The 2,598-nt window shown below is 68.8% G+C and carries 4 protein-coding genes; 3 read left to right on the top strand and 1 reads right to left on the bottom strand.

Features of this window, described 5'->3' with window-relative positions:
* On the bottom strand, positions 1-448 hold a 448-nt coding region (locus KBX39_RS28605; protein ID WP_210873504.1), incomplete at its 3' end, for a DJ-1/PfpI family protein.
* A 150-nt stretch (positions 449-598) separates the two neighbouring features.
* Between KBX39_RS28605 and KBX39_RS28610 the strand changes: the two genes are divergently transcribed.
* From KBX39_RS28610 to KBX39_RS28620, 3 genes are all read left to right on the top strand, one after another.
* Complete coding sequence (locus KBX39_RS28610) at positions 599-736, top strand: hypothetical protein (protein WP_167435576.1); 138 nt, start codon at positions 599-601, stop codon at positions 734-736.
* Between the two features lie 99 nt (positions 737-835).
* Positions 836-1,411 carry a hypoxanthine phosphoribosyltransferase gene (gene hpt, locus KBX39_RS28615; RefSeq protein WP_013288988.1) on the top strand — a complete coding sequence of 192 codons (576 nt, stop codon included), beginning with the start codon at positions 836-838 and terminating at the stop codon, positions 1,409-1,411.
* Between the two features lie 377 nt (positions 1,412-1,788).
* On the top strand, positions 1,789-2,598 hold an 810-nt coding region (locus KBX39_RS28620; RefSeq protein ID WP_210873506.1), incomplete at its 3' end, for an ATP-dependent metallopeptidase FtsH/Yme1/Tma family protein.

Below are 2,598 nucleotides of genomic sequence, written 5' to 3' on the forward strand. Positions count from 1 at the left end.
CCTGCACGTAGAGCGAGTCGCACTGCACCTGGGCGGCCGGGAAGCGTCGCTGGAGCTCGTCTGTGTAGCGCCAGTGGGTGGTGCAGGCGCGCCCGTCGAGCACGCCGGCTTCGCCGAGGACGAACGCGCCGGCGCAGACGCTGAGCAGCCAGGCTCCGCGGTCGGCGGCGCGGCGCAGCGCGGCGAGCACCGGTTCGGGCACTGGGGCGCCGTCGGCGTGCGCGGGCACCGCCACCAGGTCGGCGTCCTCGACCACTGTGAGGTCGGCGGTGGGGGCGAGCAGGAATCCGGAGCGGCTGCGGACCGGGCCGCCGTCGGCGGTGCAGACATCGAACCGGTAGCTGGGGAAGCCGTCGGCGGTGCGGTCGGTGCCGAAGACCTCGGCGAGCACGCCGAGCTCGAACGCGGCGACCTGGTCCATGACGATGACGGCGACCGAGCGGAGCATGTGACGAGGGTAACCCGACCGGTGGCAGTAAATCGATGCCCAATGACATTCCTGCCACTGTCCGTATCGGTCGGTGGCTCGCAGAATCAATGGTGTCCGGTGCGCACCGGCGGCGAAAACCGTCTCAACCATGCGAAAGCGAGCGCCGCCATGACCGTTCTGTTGTTCCTGCTCTTCCTGCTTCTCCTCGTCGGGGCCAGCGCCTTCGGGCTCACTGCCGACACCCGCGACTCGGCCGACTGGAAGCCGAGCGATGACGGGCAGCGCTGGCGCTCCCGTACCTGCTGAGGTGATTTGTTCAGATCGCGCCGAAAATCCCCGGCGGGACCGCGCCAAAAGGAGCGGCCCCGCCGACGGCCGCCGTGGGGCGTACGGCAGGCTAGGAGCATGGCTGACGGCTCCTGGTACGACGCCGACATCGACCACGTGATCATCTCGGAGGCCCAGATCCGCGACAAGACCGCGGAGCTGGCCAAGCAGGTCTCGGCGGACTACGCGCACGTCGAGGACGGCCTCCTGCTCGTCTGCGTGCTCAAGGGCGCGGTCATGTTCATGGCCGACTTCGCCCGCGCGCTGGGCCGCCAGGGCCCGCCCGCCGAGCTGGAGTTCATGGCCGTCTCCTCCTACGGCCAGGGCACCACCTCGTCCGGCGTGGTCCGCATCCTCAAGGACCTGGACCGGGACATCGCCGGCCGGCACGTGGTGGTGGTCGAGGACATCGTCGACTCCGGTTTGACCCTGTCCTGGCTGCTGCGCTACCTGGAGTCGCGCTCCGCGGCCAGCGTCGAGGTGGTCGCGCTGTTCCGCAAGCCGGACGCGGTCAAGGTGCAGGTTCCGGTCAAGTACGTCGGATTCGACATCCCCACCGAGTTCGTCGTGGGCTACGGCCTCGACTTCGGCGAGCGCTACCGCGAGGTGCCCTACGTCGGGGTGCTCAAGCCCGAGGTGTACGCCCGGGCGTGAGTTCCGCCGAGCCCTTCGTCAGCGGACATTCAGCGGGCTCTCAGCCTTCCGGTCTACGGTAGGGGCCGGTGACGTGGAGGCACCCTCCACGCCCGACCCCTCGAACCGCTGACCGTGCGGTATGGGTGGGCCGGGTGCGGAGCTCCCCGCCACGCCGGCCCAAACCCGGGTTCGCCCTGCGCGTAAGTGACGGGCTCGCAAGCTCGCTCGTCGCGCGTACGGTGTACCGTCGAATGACCGTGGTGCGGCAGTTTGCGTGCCCCGGGGGTCGGGCCGGCCCGCACGGCGGCCCCGGCCGCCGCTCAAGGCGGCGACACCATTCAGACGGTCAGGACGTCGATCAGGAGGATGCGGGCGCCTCGGCACCCGACAACAGCATGGAACGTACGCGTTTCTTCCGCCGACCGGTGGTCTGGATCATCCTGGTCATCCTCGGCGCCGTTGTGCTCAGTCAACTGTTCACCGCTGGTCCCAGCTACCACCGGGTGGACACGTCCGTCGCGCTCGACCAGCTCAACAAGGGCGGCATCGAGAAGGTCGTCTTCCAGGACAAGGAGCAGACGCTCCAGCTCGACCTGAAGGACAAGGCCAAGTTCGGCGACGACACCACCACCGACAAGATCGAGGCGCAGTTCCCGTACGAGGTCGGCGGCCAGGTCTGGAACCAGGTCCGCGAGGCCGAGGCGGCGGACCGGATCACCGGCCCGGTCGACACCAAGGTGTCGTCGGACAGCATCTGGGTCAGCCTGCTGGTCAACCTGCTTCCCATCGCGCTGCTCGTGCTCCTGCTGCTGTTCTTCATGTCGCAGATGCAGGGTGGCGGCTCGCGGGTGCTCAACTTCGGCAAGTCCAAGGCGAAGATGATCACCAAGGACACGCCGAAGACCACCTTCGCGGACGTGGCCGGGGCCGAGGAGGCCGTCGAGGAACTGCACGAGATCAAGGACTTCCTGCAGAACCCGGCGAAGTACCAGGCCCTCGGCGCCAAGATCCCGAAGGGCGTGCTGCTGTTCGGCCCGCCCGGAACCGGCAAGACGCTGCTGGCCCGCGCGGTCGCCGGCGAGGCCGGGGTGCCCTTCTACTCCATCTCCGGCTCCGACTTCGTCGAGATGTTCGTCGGCGTCGGCGCCAGCCGTGTCCGCGACCTGTTCGAGCAGGCCAAGTCGAACGCCCCGGCGATCGTCTTC

The organism is Micromonospora sp. D75 (assembly GCF_018070405.1).
Taxonomy (GTDB): domain Bacteria; phylum Actinomycetota; class Actinomycetes; order Mycobacteriales; family Micromonosporaceae; genus Micromonospora; species Micromonospora chalcea.

What these genes read in the sequence shown, in the direction of transcription:
- KBX39_RS28610 (WP_167435576.1), top strand. Translation starts at nt 599, where the DNA reads ATGACCGTTCTGTTGTTCCTGCTCTTCCTGCTTCTCCTCGTCGGGGCC.
- hpt (WP_013288988.1), top strand. Translation starts at nt 836, where the DNA reads ATGGCTGACGGCTCCTGGTACGACGCCGACATCGACCACGTGATCATC.